Below are 19,990 nucleotides of genomic sequence, written 5' to 3' on the forward strand. Positions count from 1 at the left end.
TATCCATGGCCTTTGAATTGCCCGCTCTGCCTTACGACTATGAGGCCTTGCAGCCTTACATGTCGAAAGAGACGCTGGAATATCACCACGACAAGCACCACAAGGCGTATGTCGATAACGGCAACAAACTCGCCGCCGAGGCCGGCTTGGGCGATCTGTCGGTCGAAGAGGTGGTCAAGCAGTCGTTCGGCAAGAATGCCGGCCTCTTCAACAATGCCGCCCAGCATTACAACCACATCCATTTCTGGAAGTGGATGAAGAAAGGCGGCGGCGGCAACAAGCTGCCGGGCGCCTTGCAGAAGGCAGTCGATAGCGATCTCGGCGGCTACGACAAGTTCAAGGCCGACTTCATTGCCGCTGGCACGACACAGTTCGGCTCCGGCTGGGCCTGGGTCTCGGTCAAGGATGGCAAGCTGGCGATCTCCAAGACACCGAACGGCGAAAACCCGCTCGTCCATGGCGCGTCGCCGATCCTCGGCGTCGATGTCTGGGAGCACTCCTACTACATCGACTACCGCAACGCCCGGCCGAAATATCTCGAGGCGTTCGTCGACAGCCTGATCAACTGGGACCATGTCCTGGAATTGTACGAAAAGGCGAAGTGATCGATTTCCAGAAGCCCCGGTATCACCCGGGGCTTTTCTTTTCTGCGTCCCGCAAGAGCAAAGGTCCGGCAAAAATCATCAGGGGGAAGGGAATTTTCCCTCTGTAGCATCCGTTGACGTCCTGTCCCGAAATGCCTTCATCATGGAGCCAATTGAATGAGAAAGCTTGTTATCGCCATCTCTGTGCTCGCACTCGCGGCTTCGGCGGCCTTTGCCGACCCGATCCTCGACCGGCAGGCACTGATGAAGGAACGTGGAAAGATCGTCGGCGGCCTGTCGAAAGTGGTCAAGGGCGAGGAGCCGTTTGATGCCGCCGCGGTGCTGACGGCGCTGCAGGCGCTGCATGCGAATGCCGAGAAAGTCGACGTAGACGCGCTGTTTCCGGCGGGCAGCGACACGGGCGGCGATACCACTGCGTCGCCGAAGATCTGGGAAGACATGGCCGGCTTCAAGGCCACCAACGCCAAATATGTCGCCGACGTCAAGGCCGCGGCCGCTGCCGCTCCTGCCGACGTTGATGCGTTGAAGGCGCAATTCGGCGCCATCGGCTCCGATTGCGGCACCTGCCACCAGACCTACCGGGTGAAAAAAGGCTGATAGCGGGCGATGTCCTGGCTAAAGAAACTCGTCGGCGCCATCGTCATCCTCGGCGGCGTCGGCGCGGTTGCCGGGTGGGTCGGGTCGGCGCCGGTGAGGCTCGACAGGGAGACCCTGGCCAAGCTCGGTCCTGGCGACGCAGCCAGGGGCAAGCGCATTTTTTATGCCGGCGGTTGTACATCCTGCCATGCAAAGCCGGGCTCACAGGGCGATGCGCGGCTTCAACTCGTGGGCGGTCTCGAGCTCAAGACGCCGTTCGGAACCTTCGTGCCGCCCAACATTTCGCAAGACGCCAAGGACGGCATCGGCGCATGGTCGGTCGAGGACCTCGCCAATGCCATGCTGAAGGGCGTGTCGCCTTCGGGCCGACACTTCTATCCGGCGTTTCCCTATGCGTCCTACGCGCGCATGAATCCGGCCGATATTGGCGATCTCTATGCCTTCCTCAAGACGCTGCCGGCCGTCGCCGGCAAGGCGCCTGCAAATTCGCTCGGTTTTCCCTTCAACATTCGTCGCGGCATCGGCCTGTGGAAATTGCTCTATCTTAGCGACCAGCCGGTCGTTCCATTTCCCGCTGGCACGCCCGATCCGGTCATGGCCGGCCGCTATCTGGTCGAGGGGCCGGGCCATTGCGGCGAATGCCACACGCCGCGCGACCTCGCAGGTGGTACGAAAAAGAACGTGTGGCTGGCCGGTGCGGTGGCTGCCGAAGGCAGCGGCGTCGTGCCGAACATCACATCGGGCGAGGGCGGTATAGGCGATTGGTCGGAAGCCGACATCGTCAACTACCTCGAAACCGGCTTCACGCCCGATTTTGATTCCGTCGGCGGCGCCATGGTCGACGTGCAGCGAAACATGGCCGAGCTGGCGCCGCAGGACCGTGCTGCCATCGCCGCCTATCTCAAGGCGATACCCGCGCATCCAAACGGCTATCCGGCCCGCAAGAGGGCGAACTAGTCTAGACCGAGTCTGCGGATGACAGGTGGCGGTCACCGAGAAAATCGAAGCCCGTTTCGAAGAAATGGTTGTAGTTGCAGGTCAACTCTTCGCCAGGCGCGATGTCGCGCAGCGCAAAACTCTCCTCGGGTGAGGAGACGTCGCAATTAGGCTCGTCGGCATGGTTCATGTAGCGCGCGTCGTCGGCTTCGAAGACGATGTAGTTCGGATCGCGGCGGTCAGGATAGGAGTAGCGGTCGAGATAGCTCTTCACCGGGCCGGCCGCCCGCTCATAAGTCTCGACCTCGATGAGCCGATCGAACCTTGGGTCTAACTTCCAGATCAGAGTACCGCGAGGAATGTGGTTCTTGGCAAAGACGCCGATTCCCTGGATGGGTGATTTGTCGAGATAGACGTCGACGAGCAGCATAATGAACCTTTACGCGATTGGAGGCTGTCAGGCCGGAAAAGCCGCGCACTGGGTAGCGCGCGGTCGTCGCAATTGCGAGTGAAAATGAGCGACGGGAGCTTCAAAAAGTCCTGACACCCAGCCCTCTGGCAAGGGTGCATCGATCATCGTCCAGAGTCAGCGTTGCTGCAGCGCCAGACGGACGCCCAAAGCGCAGTAGATGCCGCCGACAACTTTGCCCTGCAATCGTAACACCGACGGATTTCGGCGCAGGAACGTGCCGAGCCGGCCAGCGCTCACGGCAAAGACGACCGTGCTGAAAAGGCCCAGTATGACGAAGATGACCCCCAACGCGGCCATCTGAAGCATCACCGATCCGTTTTCAGGCCGCACGAACTGAGGCAGAAAAGCGAGGAAGAACAGCGCGGTCTTGGGATTGAGCACTTCGGTCAGGACAGCCTGTCGAAACGCCTTGCCGGCGGAGATCGCGACGCACCGGCCGCCGGGTTGGCCGGTGTTTTCTCGATGATCGCGCGAATGCCGAGATAAACCAGGTAGGCCGCGCCGATATACTTGATGACGCTGAACAGCGTCGCCGACGCGGCGATGATCGCCGAGATGCCGATCATGGCCATGACGGTATGAAAGACGTCGCCGGCAGCGATCCCGGCGCCGGTCGCGATGCCGACCTTGGTTCCGGAACTCGTTGCCCGGGCGATCGTCAGCAGGGTGGCGGGAATGAAGACGAAGCCGAGCACGACCGCGATGTAGGCGATCAGGGTGGTCAGGTCGATCATTTGTTGGTTGCTCCCGTAAGCTGCGCCTTGCCCATCACTTTCAGCGCGAAGGAATAGGTGTAGGCGATCTCTTCCAGCCGCGAAAACCGGCCGGAAGCGCCGGCATGACCGGAATCCATGTTGATCTTGAACAGAACCGGATTGTCCCCGCTCTTGCGGTCGCGCAGCCGGGCCACCCATTTGGCCGGTTCCCAATAGGTGACGCGCGGGTCGGTGAGACCGGCCAGCGCCAGGATCGGCGGATAGTCGTGATCAGAGACATTGTCATAGGGCGAATAGGCAGCGATCGTCCGATAGTCGTCGGCGGACGCGATCGGGTTGCCCCATTCGGGCCATTCCGGCGGCGTCAGTGGCAGGGTCGCATCGAGCATGGTGGTGAGCACATCGACGAAGGGAACCTCGGCGACGATGCCGCCAAAACAATCCGGCGCCATGTTGGCGACAGCACCCATCAGCATGCCGCCGGCCGAACCGCCTTGCGCGACGATACGGTCATGCGCCGTGTAACGCTCCGTGACCAGATGGCGCGCGACGGCGATGAAATCGGTGAACGTGTTCATCTTGTTCTCCCGCTTGCCGTCATCGTACCAGCCATAGCCCTTGTCCTTGCCGCCGCGAACGTGAGCAATGGCGAAGACAAAGCCGCGGTCGACCAGCGAGAACCAGTTGGTGTTGAAGGCGGCCGGCACGGTGATGCCATAGGAGCCGTAGCCGTAAAGCAGGCAAGGTGCGGATCCGTCCAGCGGCGTGTCGCGATGATGCAAAAGCGAGATCGGCACCAGTTCGCCATCGCTGGCCGGCGCCATCAGCCGCCGCGTGACATAATGGTCCGCATCATGGCCGGACGGCACTTCCTGGGTCTTCAGCAGCACCCGCTCGCGGGTGCGCATGTTATAGTCGAACACCTGCGCGGGCGTCGTCATCGACGAGTAGGAAAAGCGCATGATCTCGGTGTCGTACTCATAGGAACCCGACAGGCCGAGCGAGAAGGCCTCCTCGTCGAGGGACAGAAGATGCTCCTCGCCGCTGATACGGTCGCGCACCACAATGCGCGGCAGGCCTTCCTTGCGTTCGAGCCGGACCATGTGGTCCCTGAAGCCGATCACCGACAGGATCAGCCGGCCGGGCTCGTGCGGCACCAGTTCCTGCCAGTTGGCGCGCACGGGATCGCTCGCCGGCGCCGTCATGATCTTGAAGTCCTTGGCGCCGTCGGCATTGGTCAGGATGAAGAAGATATCGCCGCCTTCTTCCAACTCGTATTGAAGGCCAACCTCGCGCGGCGACACCAGTTTCGGTTCGGCAGACGGATCGTCGGCGCGCATCAGGCGGTATTCCGAAGTCTCGTGATCGTTGATGCCGATCATGATCCATTCGTTGTTGCGGGTGCCGTCGACATTCATGAAGAAGCCGGGATCGGTTTCCTCATAGATCAGCCGGTCGCTGTCCGGGCTGTCGCCCAGCGCATGGAACAGTACCTTGGACGGGCGATGGTTGGGATCGAGACGCGTGTAGAAGAAGCCGTCATTGCCTGCGTTCCAGACGCCTGAACCGCCGGTGTCGGGGATCTGGTCGGCAAGCTCCTTGCCATCGGCAAGGTCGCGCACGCGAAGCGTGTAGAATTCGGAGCCCTTGTCGTCGAATGCCCATAGCAGCTTGGCGTGGTCGGCCGAATGGTCGACACCGCCAAGACGGAAATAGGCCTTGCCCGCGGCCTCCGCGTCGCCATCGAGCAGGATATGCTCGGCGCCGCCGTCGCGCGACATGCGGAAATAGCGCGGCTGCTCGCCACCAAGTTTAAAGGACGAGCCGTAGGCATAGGGCCCATCCTTCATCGGCACGGAAGAATCGTCTTCCTTGATACGGCCCTTCATCTCCTTGAAAAGCTGCTTTTGCAGTTCGACCGTATCGGCCATCAGCTTCGACTGGTAAGCATTCTCCGCCTCGAGTTCTGCGTGGATCCCCGCATCGAGCAATGACGGGTCGCGGAACATCTCCTGCCAGTTATCGGCCCGTAGCCAGGCATAGTCGTCGGTTCGCGTGATGCCGTGATGCGTGTCGGAAACCGGCCACTTCTCGGGCGTTGGCGGGCTGACGATCGGAAATATGGATGTCTTGGTCATTGCGTCTCGCTTTGCCAGTATCTTCAATGGCCAGTACCTTGAAGGGCCATCTCGAATGGAGAAATATCTTGAATGGCAAATGAACACGCCGATCAGGGCAGGTTCAAGAGCCGGAGCGTATGGGTTGTGTCGGCTCCAGGAGATGAGCCGGGAGGAGAGATGATGACTATTTGGTCTCGGACTGCTGCGGCTTTCGCCGTTGCTTCGCTAACTCTGGGCTTTGCCGGCCAGTCTCATGCGACCGTATTTGCGGCTTGGCAAGTGGCCAATGTCCCGTTCGGCGACACGCTCAATGTACGCAAGTACCCTTCGGGCACATCCCAAAAGCAGGCGGGATATCCGAATGGCACCGTTCTGCAGATGACCGGGCGATGCACCGGCGGAATAAACCTGCTCGACATCGCCAACCAGCCGGCATGGAAGCAGGCACAAAAGATTCGCTATCGCTGGTGCGAAGTCTGGCATGATCCGGTCCAGAACGGCAATTTCGTCACCGGCTGGGCCTATGGCAAATACATCATCCCGTATTGATTGACGCGGCAGCAATCAGCCGATCGGTCGGATGACTGGCATGTCGCCTGATTGCTTGTGTATGACCACGGCAACCTGTGGTTTTGTGGACAAATGCGAACAACCAATATTTCTCGAGCGATAGCCAAGCAAGATCAAACATTAAAACCCGTTTCGTGAGTTGCCACGAATGTAACGGCGATCTGACGTTACGTCAGCCGCCGCCGACGGGAACGCGAAATATCGATAAATTACACAATGCACGAAAGATTGAAGCTGATCGCGGAACATTTGATCAATATCGTTCAATATAGCGCGAGGGGCGAATTGACTTACTTGGTCTGCACGCTCATTGATGTGCCCGCGACACGAATCGTAGAAACTCTACCTGCACAAAATTCGTGCGATGCCCTGCTTGTAAAAAAGGGCGCAGATCGATGTAACTCTTGTTGGGGACCGAAGACCATGGATATTGTCGAAACACCTTCCAGAAACAGCGATGCGCTGATCGAATTGACCGCCGATGTGGTGGCCGCCTATGTCAGCAACAATCCCGTGCCGGTCGGCGAACTGCCGAACCTGATATCCGATGTCCATGCCGCACTCGGGCGTGTGGGCGGAACCGCCGAACAGCCGCCTGCCGACAAGCAGAAGCCGGCGGTCAACCCGAAGCGGTCGGTTCATGACGACTACATCGTCTGCCTTGAAGACGGCAAGAAGTTCAAGTCGCTGAAGCGCCACCTGATGACCCACTATGACCTGACGCCGGACCAGTATCGCGAAAAGTGGAACCTCGACCCGACCTATCCGATGGTTGCACCCAACTATGCAGCTGCCCGGTCCCAGCTCGCCAAGAAGATGGGTCTCGGCCGCAAGCGCAAAGCGCGGTAATCGCTGCCAGCCAGATCGGATCGACATCAACGGCGCCTTCGGGCGCCGTTTGATTTTTGCGAGCCGCGACGCGCGGATCGGGTCGGGAAGCGTCAGGCGGTCTGCTTCAGCGCTGCCTCGGCGTCGCGCTTGATGCGCTTGACCATCGAGCGAAGGCCGTTGGCGCGCTGCGGCGACAGATGTTCGTCGAGGCCGAGTTCTTTCAATGTCGCTTCCGCATCGGTCTTCTGGATTTCGCTGGCGGTCCTGCCGGAAAACAGCGCCAGCATGATCGCGACCAGCCCACGCACGATATGAGCGTCCGAATCGCCGGTGAAGGTGATGACAGGATCGGCTCCAACTCCGCGTTCGGTGGTCAGCCAGACCTGGCTGACGCATCCCGGCACCTTGTTGGCGGGGCTGCGCTGCTCGTCCGGAAACGGCGGCAGCGCCTCGCCGAGTTCGATGACATAACGATAGCGGTCTTCCCATTCCTCGAGGAACGAGAAGTCGTCGCGGATCGTCTGGATCGTGGTGGTCATGTCTGGGATATAGTCACGCGGCGGCTCCGCGTCACGGAAAAAACAAGGACACCGCGGGCGTCGAGAGGGCAGACAGCCCGCGGTGCGCCGTCGAAACGGCTTAATTCTGAGGCGGCAGGTTGACGGTCTCGGGCAAGACGATTCCTTCGGGCAGGCTGCCGGTCATCGTCGACGTGTCGGGGCCGGCGGCGGACTTGTCGTCCATCATCGCTGCCGCGATCTTGGCGGTCTCCTTGGCGCGGGCGGTAATGGTGTGCATCGCCGACTTGCCGGTCTCGCAGACATCGGGTTTGCGTTCGCAAATGCCGGCGATATCGCCAACCGCTTCGCGTGCCGCAAACAAGGCCTGGATCGGTCCGACGCTTTCATGCCCCGCTTCATCGGGGCCGACACTCAATGGCAGCGCCAGCAGCACCAGCGAAAACCAGAAAGCCATTCTTATCAGGAAGACCATGCCCTTGCCCTCTCGTCGTGACCGGATCATGCATCCATATGGCATGACCTCTTTTGTAGGCAGGATTTTGGCACACAGGCGCAAAGGACGGCTTGCGGGCAAAGAGAGAATTTTCCTCAAATTTTAGGCAAATTCGAAACGAACCGTTCTGCAATCGATTTGTCTCAAATCCGAGCAATTTTCCTTAACAACAAATAACCATATATCCCCATGATTTCCCTGTGTTTTTCTTGAAATAGGGAAGTCCAGGTGCCGAGTGCGCCCGGCCGATGGGTGCAGTCGGCGGATAACTCTCCGTTTACTATGGCTGCATTTGTCCGTGCTTTCGGCCGCCGGCATCCCGATATTTGCCGCAGGCCGGGCCCTGGTCGGCCCTGCCTTATCCATTCCTTAAACGCTGGATGCGAGTTTCAAAGCCAACCAGAACCATCTGCAAAGCAGAGCTGTCCACGACAAGTGCGAGTGCGTTGAGTTGAGTTCAATCAAGGCCAGATACGTTGAATTGCCTGGCGCGATTTCGGCCGGTTGCGAACGTATGGTCCATCCGTCCATCCTTGGGCGGAGCGACCGCGAGCGCCAGCGCCGCTTTATCGGCGTCATGCTCGCCGCTCCTTTCTTTGTCGCCGGTGCCGCGGTCACGCTGGTTACTTCAGGCATGGGCGTCGCCGTCACCATGGCCGCCATCTTCGCCGCCTTTGGCCTGTGCTGGTTCGTCGCCTTGCTGGTAGCGGCGACCGGCAAGATGGCGATAGCGAGTTGGGTCGCCCTGGTGCTGGCCGGCATTTCTCTCGGCAGTCTCATTGCCGCCGCGGGCGGGCTGAGTTCGCCTGTCGCCATGCTTGTCGTGGCGCTGCCTTTTGAAGCCTGGTGGATCGGCGCTTCGCGGCGCGCGGCACTGTGGGGAGCCGTGTCGGCCGCTGTAGCCATCTTGGCTCAGCCTTTGGCTGGAACCGTATTCCCGTTCGCAGGAGCGCAGATCGCGGCGTGGCACTGGTTGGTGCCGTTGGCCTGGACGCTCACACTGATCCCGCGCGCATCGGCATTTCAAAACACGGCCGATGCGGCTGATGTGCTCGACACTGCCGACCGGCTCGAAGACATCATCGATGCGGTGGTCTTGCGCGTCGCCCGTCATGGCGAGGTCCTGGACGCGTCGCCAAAAGCGCGCACGCTTTTGAAACTGCCGCCCGAACTGCTGTCCGGAAACGGCCTCTTCGATCGCGTCCATCTGTCGGATCGCGTTTCCTATCTCAGCGCAATGGCCGACATGCGCGACGGCGCACTGTCGCGCCGGCTCGAATTGCGCATCCGGCTGCCTCAGAATGGCAATGGCCTGACGGCCGACAATTACCGGCCGTTCTCGCTTGATCTCGTGCGTGGTGAGGAACAAGGTGATGTCTTTACGTTCGTTCTGAGGCAGAATGACGAGATCGCCCGGTTGCGCGAGGATCTGGCGGCAGCCAATGAGGCGGCCGCGTCCGCCGAGGTGGCGAAGGGACGCTTCCTGGCGGTGGTCAGCCACGAACTGCGCACGCCGTTAAATGCCATTATCGGCTTCTCGGATATGCTGCTGCATGAGATGTTCGGCGCCTTCAAGGATCCGCGCCAGAAAGAATATGTCGGCTTGGTACGGGATTCGGGCCAGCATCTGCTCGCCGTCGTAACCTCGATACTCGACGTGTCCAGGATTGAATCGGGCGTCTATGCGACCGAACCCGAGCCTTTCCGGTTCGCGGAAGCGGTCGGCATGTGCCAGTCGATGATGCAACTGCAGGCGCAGGCCAAGAACATCGATCTGCAGGCGCAGATCGCGCCGGACGCCGGCGACATCAATGCCGATCAGCGCGCCGTGCAGCAGATGCTCATCAACCTGGTCTCCAACGCGATCAAGTTCACTCCCGACGGCGGCGACGTCGTCGTCGGCGCCAAGCGGATCGGTTCGCGCCTGCATTTCTGGGTCAGGGACACCGGCATCGGCATCGCCGAGGAGGATTTCGCCAATCTCGGCAAGCCCTTCATGCAGATCCAGAACGACTATACGCGCCGTTTCGAGGGGACTGGTCTTGGCCTTTCACTGGTCAAGGGCCTGGTGGCGCTGCACGAGGGCACGATGTCCATCGAAAGCATGCCAGGCGAGGGCACCACGGTGACCATCAGCCTGCCGGTGAACGGACCGAAGGGACATCAGGCGGAGAAAGCCGGCGTGCTGACCATGCCTGTGGCGATGGCGAAAGGGGACAGAGATGGCTCGCTCCGCAAAACCGGCTAAGGCGGTCAAGCGCCGCAGCAATGCCTTTCAGGACGGCGCTGTCGCCGTCGGCGGCATGATCTCGCGCAATCCCGTCCTGGTGGGCGGCTCGACGGCATTCCTGGTGACGCTGTTCTACGTCTCGGCCAATGCCTTGTGGTACCAACCCTTCCCGCATGCCGGCGCATTTTTTGCGACCCGCAGCATTGCGGGCTTTCCGCACGCGACGCCCGACGAACCGGAGACGACATTCAACATCGTGCGGCCATCCGGCGCGCCGGCACCGATCAAGGGCGATCCGGTTGTCGAGCAGGTGCAAGGCATATTGAAGGATCTCGATTTCTATTCCGGGACGGTCGACGGCATTTCCGGACCCAACACCCGCAAGGCCATCCAGGACTATCAGCAGAAGGTCGGGCTCAATACGTCCGGCGAGATCGACGCGCTTCTGCTCGATCAACTGGGCGCGACGCCGAAGACAGCTTCCGTCGTGCCCAGACCGCAGCCGCGCCCGGATATGCCGGCCGCCGTTCCGGTGTCTTTGCAGACAGGTTCGGGACAGACAAATTCCGGGCAGGCGGATGCCGCGACGCAAGCGCCCGATGCCCGCATCGTCAAGATCCAGGCCGGGCTCAAGGCGTTCGGCAATGACGACATGCAGCTGGATGGTGTCGTCGGCGCGCGCACAAAGGCGGCGATCAAGGAATTCCAGTCGCTGTTCGGGCTGCCGCAGACCGGCGAGCCCGATGAGATCGTCTATGTCAAGATGCGCGAGATCGGCCTGACCAACTGACGGCCGAAACGACGGCTCGCCGAGCGGCGGAAATATCGATAGAGAACCGGCAGTTTCGGGAGCTCTCTCATGCGCGTCACATCGGATCTGTGGGTTTCGGCCCTGTTGCGCCGGATTTTCGGCGCCGGTGGATTTGCCGCCGTGGTCAAGCGTGGCGCGACCGAGGCCGGCGCTGTGTTCGTGCTGGCGCGGGGCAGGCTGGGTGAGGTTGCCCTGTTCGGGCCGGCGCCGCAGACAAGCTATGATTCGGCCAAGCCCGACGACCGGTTTTTCACTCTGCTCGGAGCTGGTGACGATCCCGCGGTGCTCGAAGCCAAGCTGGAACGGGAGAAAAAATTCGATCCCGACATCTGGGTGGTCGAAATCGAGGCCGGTGCCGTGCCCGTCGAGGAGCTTATTTCCGTGAAGACGCCCTGAGGCTGGACGAAGCCGCCGCATCGTCGCTGTTCGAAGCGGTGCGTGTATCGCTGTTGGCAGGTGCTGCGCCGCGAACCACCCTTGAAAGGATTTCCGCTCTCCACGACCGCATCTTGTCCTGGGCCGCCTCGCGATGCAGCAGCCGGTAGCGGTCGAGGAAAGTCCGGATAGCCTGCGGGTGCGGGAACTGGCTGGGATAGACGGCAACCGTGACCAGGAAGGCCCTGTCTTCGCTGAGGTCGAGCGAGCGCAAGGCGACAAGCAGCGAGGCATAATTCTGGTTGGCGGTGAGCGATCGCGCGATCTCGAAATCGATGTCGAGTGCATCGGCGAGAGCGGTCTGGAAGAACGCGGCGTTTCCCGTCAGCGCTGTCTCGCGCAATTTCATATAGGTGTCGGCGCCCTTGAAAGGCTCGGCGGTCGCTGTCTTCTCGTCGCCGGTGCGCATCATCGAGCGCAGCCTGCGCCGTGCATTCTCGGCCGCGATGCCGAGTGTCTGTTCCCGGGCTGGCTCGCCGGAGGCGGTATCCGCGCTCGCTGGCGCGATCTTGTCTGCCGCGGCGGCGTTCGCATCCGGGTCCGGCGCGCGCACCAGGGTTGGCCTCTCGAGGGCCCTGATCAGGTCAGCAATGGTCGGGTTCAAGCCCTTGCGGCGTGCGATGGCACGCGCATGCGGCAGGCCATGCCGCCCGATCAGGGCGATGAGATCGATGTCGCTGACGGCGCGTGAGCGGATGAGCAGCGGCGCGGCAATGTCAACCGGTTCCTCGCAAAGACGGCGCACCAGGGCGGCGGGTGCGTATTCGCATTCGGAAAGGGCGGCTGCCACGTAACGGCGGGATTCGACGGACACGTCATTGAACAGCGGCAGCGTCAGGTCTTCGAGCTGGCCGATCTCGCGGCGTGAAGGGCGGGTGAGCGAGCAGAACGCCGACACCGCGGCGCGGAAGAGCCTTTCGGCCTTTCCCGAGTCTTTTCGTACCGCGATTTGCCTGAAGTCCGAAGATGACACGAAGGATACGCCCGTACTCGACACAAGCTTGGCGCGCTCCACCGGGACTATGTCGGTTTCGCGAACGCCAAGAACAAAGATCAAGTTAGCGACGATCCGTTAGCGTTCCGTTAACCCTCTGCCGGCCTTAATGACATTTGGAGGCGTTGCGTTGTGCTCCGGGGAAACCGAGAGGAATGCGCGAACCATGGGCATGGTACTGTCTTTCGTGCCGCGTACGGCACCAAACACCAGAGCAAAGCAAACCGCCGAAATGCCGGCGGCGGTGATCATCTTTCCCGGCATCCGCTATGAGCGGTCGCATGCCGGCGAAGTGCGGCCGGTCGATCCCGACAAGACGGGGTCGCCAGGGACGAAGCCGGTCCCGCACCACTGAGTTTCGGCGGCCACGGACCTTGGTCCGGGATCATGTCTAGTGCATGTCGCCCGAAAGTGACCCCGGTTTTGGGAGAACGACATGCATAAAAAAGACCTGAAGCGGGTCGTCTGAATCCGTTCAGACGCGTCACGTTCTAGAAGTCCTGCAACTCACAGGAACTCTGTTCGAAGAAGCGCGACACGATCGGCTTCCAGCTGCTGTCGGGGACGAAGGCACGGATGACGAAAATGCCTTCCTCGATCGGCGCTTCGACGAAGATCGCCCCCTGAAGATCCTCTGGAAGGTCCTTGCGCACGTCGATCATCTGCGCCGGCGTCAGCACCACGGCATCCAGAACGCCGCCGGTCGCTGTGTGGTCGTTGAAGGAATAGATGTTGTGGCCGCTGCGATCATAGACCGACACCGACCAGAACGGGACATGTCCAGGTGCCTTGACGCGGACCAAACCTTCGCCCAGGTCGAACCGGCACGCCGTTGCATAAAACAGCGGGTCGACGGATTTCACCACGGGCGCGCCACCGGCCTCGGCATCGAGCCGCGTCATCTTGTAGAGGTCCGACGCCATTGACAGCCGCGACCAGGCATCGCGCTCGGAAAACTCAGGCACCAGCAGCAGCACGGCGATGTGCACGATGCCGGCACCGAGCAGGCCGAGCAGGACGGCATGCAGAAGTCCGCGCGTCGCAGCGTAAAAACTACGCATTGCAGCCGACCTTGACGATCCGCGGCAGCGAGACGTCCGACAGGCCCGTGCTGCTGGCGATTGGCGTGTCGTAGAAGGTCAGCACGAAATACATCCTGCCGAAGCCGTCTGTCAGCAGCCAATTGCCGGGCATCGGGTGATGGCCGGCGGAAATGATCACCGAATTGTCGGGCTGGCGCACCACCCCGTAGGATTGCAGCGCCGCCAGCCGGGATTTGCCGGTCTCGACCACGCTGAGCGACTGGTCGGCGGCGTAGAGCGTCCAGAACCGCGCCGTCGGAAATCCGCCCTCGATGGTGTAGGTGCATTCGCGCTTGAGCTCGGCGCCGCCCGTGTCTCGCTCGGCGACGAAGGACAGCCCCTCGGCGCGGCCGAGTGCAAGCACGCCCTCGCGCGCCACGCGAGCCTTGGAATAAGGATCGGCGGACGGCGTGCCGATATCGGGAAAGGCTGTCCATTGACCGATCCGGATGGCGCCGACGCCATCCTGGACTTTCAGCGCATACCAGACGCTGCCGCCACCGCCGATGACGGCTATGGCAAGCGAAAGCAACGTCAGGAAGGCAGTTTTGAGCATGAAGGGCCGGGGACACCGAAGAGTTGCCGCTCGGGGATATCGCGGCGCAGGGCCTTGTGGCAAGCGGGCCGATGTAGAATTGCAGCCGCCTCTTCCTTCCCCCCGCGGGAGACGGTGGCCGAGCGAAGCTCGGTCGGATGAGGGGTGTTCCAGGCGCGCCATCACAGCGCCGACAGCGTCTCCGGCGGTTGAGGCGTATTGAGGACGGGCGCCGACTGGAACAGGTTGGTCATGTCCCGCAGCGTCTGCGTCGTGCGGCTGGACAGCACCGGCGGCCGTTCGGCGGCTGCATCAGCCACCGCCTGCGCGTCGCTCTTCTTCTGTGCTTCCTCGGCCTTGGCAGCGATCTCCTCGTCGACGAAGGGCTTGTCGATGCCCGGGATCGGCTTGAGGTCGATGTTCTGGTGCGCATAGACCATCAGGCGCTGCCATACCATCGCAGGCAGCGAGCCGCCGGTCATGTTCTTGGTCGGCGTGAAATCGTCATTGCCCATCCATACTGCCGCCGTGTAGTTGCCGGTGAAGCCGACAAACCAGGCGTCGCGGTAGGATTGCGTCGTGCCCGTCTTGCCGGCGACGACGATGTTGGGAAGTTGGGCCCGCCGCGCCGTGCCCATCACTGGTACTGCCGCCAGCATGGTGTTCATCGATTTCAGCGCCTGCTCCGACAACACCCGGTGTGGCGGCGGCGCATCCTTGGCGAAATCATAAACCACCTCGCCGGTGCGGGTGACGAGTTGGCTGATGCCGTGCCGGAAGCCGACGAAACCGTTGTCGGCGAACACGCTGTAGCCCGTCGCCTGGTCCATCACCGTCATGCCCGAGGTGCCCAGCACCATCGTCTTGTGCGCTTCGAGCGGCGATTCCACGCCCATCGCCTCGGCCATGGCCTTGATCGGCCCGATGCCAAGGTGATCCTTGGCCAGCCGAACGGGCACGGTGTTGATCGATTTGGCCATAGCCATGATCAGAGTTACATTGCCCGCCGATCCGCCGCTGTAATTGTGCGGCGACCAGGACCCCCAGCTGATCGGGCCGCCGGAGATGATGGAGTTGGGCGTGAAGCCGTGTTCCATCGCCGTTGCATAGACATAGGGTTTGAATGACGAGCCGGTCTGGCGCAGCGCCTTGGTGGCGCGGTTGAACTGGCTGGCGCCATAATCGCGGCCGCCGACGATGGCGCGCACGGCGCCGTTGGTCTCGATGACGACGACGGCACCTTCGGTGACGTTGTACTCCTTGCCGAACTGGCGCAGGTGGAACTCCACCGATTCTTCCGCTGCCTTCTGGATGTTCGCGTCGAAGGTGGTGTGGGCAACAAGCGAGTGCTGGCCCGGTTTGGCGATCTTCTTGACCTCGTCGAATGCCCAGTCGAGGTAATAGTCTGGACTTTTCTGCTCGCCGCGGTCGACGACATCGGCCGGATGCAGCCTTGCCTGCAGAACCTGGCCCTCGGTCATGAAGCCGGAATCGACAAGGTTGGACAGCACCACATTGGCGCGTGCGCGCGCTGCCGGCAGGTTGATGTGCGGCGCATATTTGGTCGGCGCCTTGAACAGCCCGGCCAGCATCGCCGCCTCGGCGAGGTTCAGATCCTTGACGCTCTTGCCGAAATAGAAATCGGCGGCCGCCTCGATGCCGAACGTGCCGCCCCCCATGTAGGCGCGGTCGAGATAGAGCTGCAGGATTTCCTTCTTCGACAGATTGGCCTCGAGCCACAGCGACAGGAAGGCTTCCTTGATCTTGCGCTCCAGCGTGCGCTCATTGGTGAGGAACAGGTTCTTGGCCAGCTGCTGGGTTATGCTCGAGCCGCCCTGAACGACGGAATTGGCCCGCACATTCTCGAAGATGGCGCGGGAAAGGCCGAGCACATCGATGCCGTAGTGATCGAAGAAGCGGCGATCCTCGGTAGCAAGCACCGCCTTGATGACGTGATCGGGCATCTCGTCGACCGGCACGGAATCGCGCTGGATGATGCCGCGCTGGCCGATCTCGTTGCCATAGCGGTCGAGGAAGGTGACGGCGAAGTCGCCCTGGGCGCGCCAGTCGCCGGCCGTATCCTGGAAAGCCGGAATGGCCAGCGCCAGCATCACCACGATGCCGCCGGCGCCGAGCGTAAAACCTTCGCTCAACAATTCGATGATGCCACGGCGCCAGCCGTTGACGCGGAAGCGCCGCGAGAAGATCGTCGCCGATTCCCAGAACTGGCGCGCCTTGAAGCCGATCTCGTAGAGCGAGGAATCGATCCACGCGTCGAGCGCCAGCAGCCGGGCGGCGATCGGACCTCTTCTCTTGCGCGGTTCGGGACTGGCCATTCGGAATCCGGCTAGCAATTGCACGACCTGAGTACCGCAAACCGGCAATTTCAGGGCGATGCATTCCGCAAGACTATTCCTCCATTTTTCCAGCACTCACAAGGGCAGCGAAGACACAGTATCGGGTTTGTTGCTGAGGGGCGAGCCGGCTCAGGCCGGTTCGCGCTTCAGCGCCTGCGCCATGCAGTGGATGCCGCCGCCGGTCTTCGAAATCTCGCTCATGTCGACGGCCGCGACCTCGAAACCGCGGGCCTTGAGCTGGCCGATCAGCGACTGGCTGGAGGTCGGCGCGATCACGCGGTCCTTGCCCAGCGACATGAAGTTGCAGCCGAGCGCCATCGTGTCCTGGAACGGCACGTCGATGATCTCGTGGCCTTTGCCCTTCAGCCAGTCGACAATGCCGGGCTCGGTGCAGGCAAGGCAGACGGCGGTCAGTTTTTCGGCGATCGGCACCACCATCAGGTCGATATGGACGTAATATTCGTCGATGAAAGCGATGCGGGTTTCCCAGCCTTCCTTGTCGAACCAGGCCTGCACCTGGCGCGCACCTTCCTCCTGCGTGCGCGCGCCGCCGCAGCCTATCAGCACGACGCCGTCCTCGATGACGTTGAAGTCGCCGCCCTCGAAGGTGCCAGCCGTGACCATGTCGTAGATCGGGATGCCGAGTTTTTCATAGGTGCGGATCGCGGCATAGTTCTCGCCGCGCCGCCACCAGTTGGCCATGGCGGTGATGAAGGCGCCGTAGGGCGTCATGACGCTGGAATCGCGGGAATAGACCTGCATCGGCAGCTCGGGCGTCGGCTCGTGCCAGTGGATGTTGACGCCGAAATGCTCGTAGGCGGCGACCAGGTCCTTGTGCTGTGCCTGCGCGATCTGGACGTTGCAGGGCGCCTCGCGCAGGTGCTTGCGCGACAGCGAGCTGGTCGAGAGATGCCGCAGGAAATTGGGCGAACCGAGCAGGACGTCGGTCAGCACGTCGGTCTCGTTGGCAAAACCCCAGGCGGTCAGCGGCTTGGTGCCGCCGGCGGGGTTGCGGCGCTGCAGCGAAAACGGCTCGGCGACAATGCGGTCATGAACGGTCATGGGATGCTCCTCGTGAGGTGACTTGGGGGTGTCTGATTGCTCGGTATCCACCAGTCGCGTCCACGCGGGGTGGTGACATATTCTGGCCAGCGAAACCCGATCGGCGGCTCGTAGTCGCAAAGCGGCGCGATCCAGTTCGAACCGCCGATGCCGCCGCCGGTGCGGGTAACGAACTCGTCCATCGCCGCCTCGCGGGCAGTCTGGTCTTCCAGCAGGCGAAGGGCGGCAAGCGCAATCGTGCGGGAGGCGCAGGCCACCATCGGGTCGATCGTGGCCGAAATACCGCCCAGCGCATTCATCACCCAGGCTGGATAGGGATAGCCGGTCTCCGAACGCAGCGCCGGGCGGGCGACATAGAAGCGCGCCGTCGGCGTGTGCCAGCTCATGTCGGTGTAATCGTCGGAGGTCGAATTGACCTGCGAGGGCGGCAGGTCGCGGCGCAGGATCGCTTCCGCCGCCTGCGGCTCGATCAGGCGCTCCAGCTCTTCGATGAACGGCTCGTCGCTCGCCATGCGCCCGGCATTGACCTGTATTTCGCGCGCGACTGCCTTGGCGTCTTCGTCCCAGCGCGGCGGCCCGACCGTCGACAGCGCTTCATAGGCGATCTCGGCCATGGCATGATTGGCAAGTCCCGGTCGTGACTTCGACACCCAATGCCGCTCGGTGCGGCAACCACTCATCGCTGCTGCCGCCTCGGCATTGCGGTCGAGCACCGCGGTGACCTGCTCGGCCATGGCAAGCGTCGGCACGCGGATCATGTACTGAATCTCGGCCAGCCCCGCCGGCAAATTGTCGGCGGTCGCTTGCCCCGCCGTCAGGATCGCCTCGCTGATCGACCAGCCGCCCTGGTGAGGCAGCATGGAATCGCGCAGAGCCTTGGAGGCCATGTACATCATCATCAATGCGTCGTTGGCGCCGGGCGCGCGCGCCGCCGAATGTGCTTGCGGAATGGGTGCAGCGCCCGCAGCCAGCGCCCAGCGCTCCGGTTGGTCGCAGATGAAGCGATAGATCATCGCGTAGGCCGCGCCGCAATGCGTGTCCCAGCGCGCCGTGTTGCAGAGCGGCAGCATGTAGAACGGATGAAAGGAGATCATGCCGGCAAGGCCGTCATAATAGCCCTTGGCGGCATGGATCGGCTTTGACCCACGCACCTTTTCCGCCGGCTCGCCGGTGAAGCGCAGCGTGCCTGATATGCCGTGGCGCTGCATCGCGGCCTTGGTCGCCAGCAGCCCGCCGAGGCTCGAAATACCCAGCCCGGAATGCGGGTCGGTGTGGCCGCCGGCCTGGTTGCCAAGTCCCCGGCGCGGACGCTCGACCGTAGCGGCATCCTGGCAATTGCCCGGCACCGCGTCGTATTCGGCGTACATGCCGATGGTCGGGCCGGGGCCGTTGGTCCAATGAGCGCAGAAGGCGGTCGGCATGCCGCCGGAGCCTTCTTCGACAGAAAAGCCTTCGAGTTTCAGTCGCTCGACATACCAGGCGGCGGATTGATATTCCCGCCACGCGGTCTCGCCGTAATCGAAGATGATGCGTGTCCACGCGGACAACAACGGCTGGATGCCGTCGAGACAGGCAAGGGCGGTTGCTTGCGCCGAGGTGGCCACCGGTTTCTCCATGGCATGAGAAGAAAGCAGTGAAGCGGTTCGCTAAAAAGTGATATGTTTTCCCGGTTCGTGCAAATTCGGTTCACCTGAGGCTCCTTGCGTATACCATCCACACAAGCGCTGCGTGCGCTCGACAGCTTCGCCCGCCATGGCAGCGTCTGGCGCGCCGCCGACGAGTTGCACCTGACCCGCAGCGCCGTGAGCCATCAGCTTCGTCTGCTGGAGCGCGATCTCGGCTTCGACCTGCTCGAACGCATCGGCAAGGGCGTGGCGCTGACGCCGCGCGGCCAGCGCTACGCCAGCGACGTGCGCAAGGCGCTCACCGTTTTGGGCGATGCGGTGACGCGGGACGCCGGCACCGGCGTCGGCGGCTCGTTCGCCGTCAGTTGCACGCCCGGCTTCGCCTCGCTGTTCTTGTGCACCCATATCGGCGAGTTCCGGCAGATGTATCCTGACGTGGCGCTGCGCATCCTGACGCCGCGCCGGCTCGACGATGTCAGCAACGCAGATGCCGATGCCTTCATTGCGTTTGGTGTCGGCAATTGGCCGAACCGGGCGGTCGAGCCGCTCTGCGAAATCTCGTTCACGCCGCTCTGCAGCCCGACGCTGCTCAACAAGGTCGGCGGTTTTTCCCGACCGTCGGACGTGCTTCGCGCCAACCTGCTGCATCTCGACGACACCGAGGATTGGGCGCGCTGGCTGGCGCTGTCCAAGGTGGAAAACCCCGACATCGAGGGTGGCATCTTCTTTTCCGACATGAACCTGGTCTTTTCGGCGGCGATTGCCGGCCAGGGCATCGCCATGGGCGACGAACTGACCAGCCGGCGGGCGCTGAGCGAGGGCCGGCTGGTCAGGCCGTTCGACATCGCGATCAAGTCGCCGCGCTCCTATTTCCTGGTCTCCGAACACGCCAAGGCTTCGCATCCGGTGCTGGAAGCGTTCGCGGGATGGCTGCGGTCGAAACTCCAGGAGAACCGCATTCTGCCGTATTGAGGGCAAGGCGGCGCCATCTCGCCATA

At 62.2% G+C, this 19,990-nt stretch carries 20 protein-coding genes and 1 pseudogene; 10 read left to right on the forward strand and 11 right to left on the reverse strand.

All coding sequences use genetic code 11. The annotated features are described in order from the left end of the window. Positions 1–5: 5 nt before the first annotated feature. The 3 genes from LB559_RS11865 (at position 6) to LB559_RS11875 (ending at position 2,159) form a co-directional block, all read left to right on the forward strand. Entirely contained in the window at positions 6–605 is a 600-nt protein-coding gene (locus LB559_RS11865) for a superoxide dismutase (RefSeq protein WP_013532667.1), read from the forward strand. A 156-nt stretch (positions 606–761) separates the two neighbouring features. Beyond that, entirely contained in the window at positions 762–1,202 is a 441-nt protein-coding gene (locus tag LB559_RS11870) for a c-type cytochrome (protein ID WP_027162990.1), read from the forward strand. A 9-nt stretch (positions 1,203–1,211) separates the two neighbouring features. Further along, positions 1,212–2,159: a cytochrome c gene (locus tag LB559_RS11875; protein WP_224621035.1), complete on the forward strand. Its 948-nt coding sequence runs from the start codon at positions 1,212–1,214 to the stop codon at positions 2,157–2,159. Between the two features lies 1 nt (position 2,160). On the opposite strand, the gene LB559_RS11880 is transcribed toward LB559_RS11875, so the two are convergent. The 3 genes and pseudogenes from LB559_RS11880 to LB559_RS11890 form a co-directional block, all read right to left on the reverse strand. Next, positions 2,161–2,568 (reverse strand): SET domain-containing protein, encoded by a 408-nt coding sequence (locus tag LB559_RS11880; RefSeq protein ID WP_224621034.1) that lies wholly within the window; start codon positions 2,566–2,568, stop codon positions 2,161–2,163. 156 nt (positions 2,569–2,724) lie between these two features. Then, positions 2,725–3,344, reverse strand: a pseudogene (locus LB559_RS11885) (LysE family translocator). Then, positions 3,341–5,464 carry a S9 family peptidase gene (locus LB559_RS11890; protein ID WP_224674118.1) on the reverse strand — a complete coding sequence of 708 codons (2,124 nt, stop codon included), beginning with the start codon at positions 5,462–5,464 and terminating at the stop codon, positions 3,341–3,343. The pseudogene LB559_RS11885 and the gene LB559_RS11890 overlap by 4 nt, the downstream one beginning before the upstream one ends. A 162-nt stretch (positions 5,465–5,626) precedes the next feature. Here LB559_RS11890 and LB559_RS11895 point away from each other — a divergent pair, with 162 nt between their 5' ends. Further along, positions 5,627–5,995, forward strand: a complete 369-nt coding sequence (locus LB559_RS11895) for an SH3 domain-containing protein (RefSeq protein WP_224674172.1) — start codon at positions 5,627–5,629, stop codon at positions 5,993–5,995. 444 nt (positions 5,996–6,439) lie between these two features. Then, the gene (locus tag LB559_RS11900) at positions 6,440–6,865 is read left to right on the forward strand and encodes a MucR family transcriptional regulator (protein ID WP_013532660.1); all 426 of its coding nucleotides are present in this window, start codon (positions 6,440–6,442) and stop codon (positions 6,863–6,865) included. A 92-nt stretch (positions 6,866–6,957) separates the two neighbouring features. Here LB559_RS11900 and LB559_RS11905 read toward each other — a convergent pair whose 3' ends face one another. Then, positions 6,958–7,386, reverse strand: coding sequence for a SufE family protein (locus LB559_RS11905; RefSeq protein WP_224674119.1), 429 nt, complete (start codon positions 7,384–7,386; stop codon positions 6,958–6,960). 100 nt (positions 7,387–7,486) lie between these two features. Continuing rightward, positions 7,487–7,840 (reverse strand): DUF5330 domain-containing protein, encoded by a 354-nt coding sequence (locus tag LB559_RS11910; protein ID WP_024505540.1) that lies wholly within the window; start codon positions 7,838–7,840, stop codon positions 7,487–7,489. Positions 7,841–8,375: 535 nt separating this feature from the next. Between LB559_RS11910 and LB559_RS11915 the strand changes: the two genes are divergently transcribed. The 3 genes from LB559_RS11915 to LB559_RS11925 all read left to right on the forward strand — a co-directional run bounded on the left by LB559_RS11915 (position 8,376) and on the right by LB559_RS11925 (position 11,298). Continuing rightward, a complete protein-coding gene (locus LB559_RS11915) occupies positions 8,376–10,109 on the forward strand; it encodes an ATP-binding protein (RefSeq protein WP_063171731.1) in 1,734 nt (577 codons plus the stop codon). Beyond that, entirely contained in the window at positions 10,084–10,881 is a 798-nt protein-coding gene (locus LB559_RS11920) for a peptidoglycan-binding protein (RefSeq protein ID WP_013532656.1), read from the forward strand. The genes LB559_RS11915 and LB559_RS11920 overlap by 26 nt, the downstream gene beginning before the upstream one ends. A gap of 69 nt (positions 10,882–10,950) precedes the next feature. Next, positions 10,951–11,298, forward strand: a complete 348-nt coding sequence (locus LB559_RS11925; RefSeq protein WP_224674120.1) for a DUF1491 family protein — start codon at positions 10,951–10,953, stop codon at positions 11,296–11,298. Here the strand turns inward: LB559_RS11925 and LB559_RS11930 are convergent. Beyond that, positions 11,276–12,310 carry a hypothetical protein gene (locus tag LB559_RS11930; RefSeq protein ID WP_224674173.1) on the reverse strand — a complete coding sequence of 345 codons (1,035 nt, stop codon included), beginning with the start codon at positions 12,308–12,310 and terminating at the stop codon, positions 11,276–11,278. The two genes, LB559_RS11925 and LB559_RS11930, sit on opposite strands and share 23 nt — an antisense overlap. A gap of 187 nt (positions 12,311–12,497) precedes the next feature. Between LB559_RS11930 and LB559_RS11935 the strand changes: the two genes are divergently transcribed. Further along, entirely contained in the window at positions 12,498–12,686 is a 189-nt protein-coding gene (locus LB559_RS11935; protein ID WP_013532653.1) for a hypothetical protein, read from the forward strand. A 136-nt stretch (positions 12,687–12,822) separates the two neighbouring features. On the opposite strand, the gene LB559_RS11940 is transcribed toward LB559_RS11935, so the two are convergent. The 5 genes from LB559_RS11940 to LB559_RS11960 all read right to left on the reverse strand — a co-directional run bounded on the left by LB559_RS11940 (position 12,823) and on the right by LB559_RS11960 (position 18,983). Then, complete coding sequence (locus LB559_RS11940; protein WP_224674121.1) at positions 12,823–13,392, reverse strand: DUF1254 domain-containing protein; 570 nt, start codon at positions 13,390–13,392, stop codon at positions 12,823–12,825. Then, the gene (locus LB559_RS11945; RefSeq protein WP_224674122.1) at positions 13,385–13,969 is read right to left on the reverse strand and encodes a DUF1214 domain-containing protein; all 585 of its coding nucleotides are present in this window, start codon (positions 13,967–13,969) and stop codon (positions 13,385–13,387) included. Before LB559_RS11945 ends, LB559_RS11940 begins: the two co-directional genes overlap by 8 nt. Before the next feature lie 161 nt (positions 13,970–14,130). Further along, positions 14,131–16,284: a transglycosylase domain-containing protein gene (locus LB559_RS11950; RefSeq protein WP_224674123.1), complete on the reverse strand. Its 2,154-nt coding sequence runs from the start codon at positions 16,282–16,284 to the stop codon at positions 14,131–14,133. Positions 16,285–16,434: 150 nt separating this feature from the next. Beyond that, the gene (locus LB559_RS11955; protein ID WP_013532649.1) at positions 16,435–17,367 is read right to left on the reverse strand and encodes a dimethylarginine dimethylaminohydrolase family protein; all 933 of its coding nucleotides are present in this window, start codon (positions 17,365–17,367) and stop codon (positions 16,435–16,437) included. After that, positions 17,364–18,983 (reverse strand): amidohydrolase, encoded by a 1,620-nt coding sequence (locus tag LB559_RS11960; protein ID WP_206524306.1) that lies wholly within the window; start codon positions 18,981–18,983, stop codon positions 17,364–17,366. The genes LB559_RS11955 and LB559_RS11960 overlap by 4 nt, the downstream gene beginning before the upstream one ends. A gap of 84 nt (positions 18,984–19,067) precedes the next feature. Between LB559_RS11960 and LB559_RS11965 the strand changes: the two genes are divergently transcribed. Next, positions 19,068–19,964, forward strand: coding sequence for a LysR substrate-binding domain-containing protein (locus LB559_RS11965; protein WP_013532647.1), 897 nt, complete (start codon positions 19,068–19,070; stop codon positions 19,962–19,964). The last annotated feature ends 26 nt before the right edge of the window (positions 19,965–19,990 follow it).

It is taken from the genome of Mesorhizobium sp. BR1-1-3 (assembly GCF_020165455.1).
Classification (GTDB): domain Bacteria; phylum Pseudomonadota; class Alphaproteobacteria; order Rhizobiales; family Rhizobiaceae; genus Mesorhizobium; species Mesorhizobium ciceri.

Bases quoted from the DNA above. Each gene is read 5' to 3' on its own strand.
- LB559_RS11895 (WP_224674172.1), top strand. From the start codon at position 5,627: ATGACTATTTGGTCTCGGACTGCTGCGGCTTTCGCCGTTGCTTCGCTA.
- LB559_RS11920 (WP_013532656.1), top strand. From the start codon at position 10,084: ATGGCTCGCTCCGCAAAACCGGCTAAGGCGGTCAAGCGCCGCAGCAAT.
- LB559_RS11905 (WP_224674119.1), bottom strand. From the start codon at position 7,386: ATGACCACCACGATCCAGACGATCCGCGACGACTTCTCGTTCCTCGAG.
- LB559_RS11870 (WP_027162990.1), top strand. From the start codon at position 762: ATGAGAAAGCTTGTTATCGCCATCTCTGTGCTCGCACTCGCGGCTTCG.
- LB559_RS11960 (WP_206524306.1), bottom strand. From the start codon at position 18,983: ATGGAGAAACCGGTGGCCACCTCGGCGCAAGCAACCGCCCTTGCCTGT.
- LB559_RS11890 (WP_224674118.1), bottom strand. From the start codon at position 5,464: ATGACCAAGACATCCATATTTCCGATCGTCAGCCCGCCAACGCCCGAG.
- LB559_RS11865 (WP_013532667.1), top strand. From the start codon at position 6: ATGGCCTTTGAATTGCCCGCTCTGCCTTACGACTATGAGGCCTTGCAG.
- LB559_RS11925 (WP_224674120.1), top strand. From the start codon at position 10,951: ATGCGCGTCACATCGGATCTGTGGGTTTCGGCCCTGTTGCGCCGGATT.
- LB559_RS11880 (WP_224621034.1), bottom strand. From the start codon at position 2,568: ATGCTGCTCGTCGACGTCTATCTCGACAAATCACCCATCCAGGGAATC.
- LB559_RS11900 (WP_013532660.1), top strand. From the start codon at position 6,440: ATGGATATTGTCGAAACACCTTCCAGAAACAGCGATGCGCTGATCGAA.
- LB559_RS11955 (WP_013532649.1), bottom strand. From the start codon at position 17,367: ATGACCGTTCATGACCGCATTGTCGCCGAGCCGTTTTCGCTGCAGCGC.
- LB559_RS11915 (WP_063171731.1), top strand. From the start codon at position 8,376: ATGGTCCATCCGTCCATCCTTGGGCGGAGCGACCGCGAGCGCCAGCGC.
- LB559_RS11935 (WP_013532653.1), top strand. From the start codon at position 12,498: ATGGGCATGGTACTGTCTTTCGTGCCGCGTACGGCACCAAACACCAGA.
- LB559_RS11875 (WP_224621035.1), top strand. From the start codon at position 1,212: ATGTCCTGGCTAAAGAAACTCGTCGGCGCCATCGTCATCCTCGGCGGC.
- LB559_RS11910 (WP_024505540.1), bottom strand. From the start codon at position 7,840: ATGGTCTTCCTGATAAGAATGGCTTTCTGGTTTTCGCTGGTGCTGCTG.
- LB559_RS11945 (WP_224674122.1), bottom strand. From the start codon at position 13,969: ATGCTCAAAACTGCCTTCCTGACGTTGCTTTCGCTTGCCATAGCCGTC.
- LB559_RS11950 (WP_224674123.1), bottom strand. From the start codon at position 16,284: ATGGCCAGTCCCGAACCGCGCAAGAGAAGAGGTCCGATCGCCGCCCGG.
- LB559_RS11940 (WP_224674121.1), bottom strand. From the start codon at position 13,392: ATGCGTAGTTTTTACGCTGCGACGCGCGGACTTCTGCATGCCGTCCTG.